This window comes from Vibrio sp. 970, from assembly GCF_033339075.1.
In genome coordinates this window covers 1-565 of sequence record NZ_JAWOTW010000637.1, presented here as the reverse complement: position 1 = coordinate 565, position 565 = coordinate 1, and the positions used below count along the sequence as shown (strand labels likewise).

General features: G+C 45.1%; 1 protein-coding gene. It reads right to left on the bottom strand.

Features of this window, described 5'->3' with window-relative positions:
• Window positions 1–182: 182 nt before the first annotated feature.
• Window positions 183–565: helix-turn-helix domain-containing protein (locus tag R7Q11_RS28330; protein ID WP_225467247.1), on the bottom strand; the 383-nt coding region annotated here is incomplete at its 5' end.

Sequence of the window (565 nt, the reverse complement as noted above, 5' to 3'; positions counted from 1 at the left end):
CCGATGCCGTTAATTGTTGTTGTGTATCAGCGCGTTAAACATATTGGTTTCTACGCAGCGTTTGATTTGCAACCCGATGGCATTGGCTTGATGTTTAACGCGAGTATATACTCATGTCGCTGACGATATATACCCCCAAAGTACCTAAGTAGGCTGGATAGACGCATTGTTGAGCGCTCCCGTCACTCTTTTACGATCTCATGGGGAGGCACACCGAACACTTTTTTAAACGCATTAGTGAAATTAGAAGGATGGTGATAGCCCGCTTCGTACGCGGCTTCAGTGATCGACACTAAACCACGCTCCAAATGTACTCTTGCGATCTCAAGACGACGATAACGGATATAACCATTCACCGTCATATTGAGTGACTGTTTAAAGCGGCGTTGTAGGTTTGACACACTCATCGAGAATACCTCTGCAATGTGTTCGAGGCTCAACTCTTGTTCAAGGTGCGTTTCGATATAGCTGACAATGTTTTCCACGCGTGAATCACTATGACGTTCGGTGATTTTATCTCGGTAACTGTTGGTGTTTTGAGGGCAAAAATCCTGTGGCATTGGTT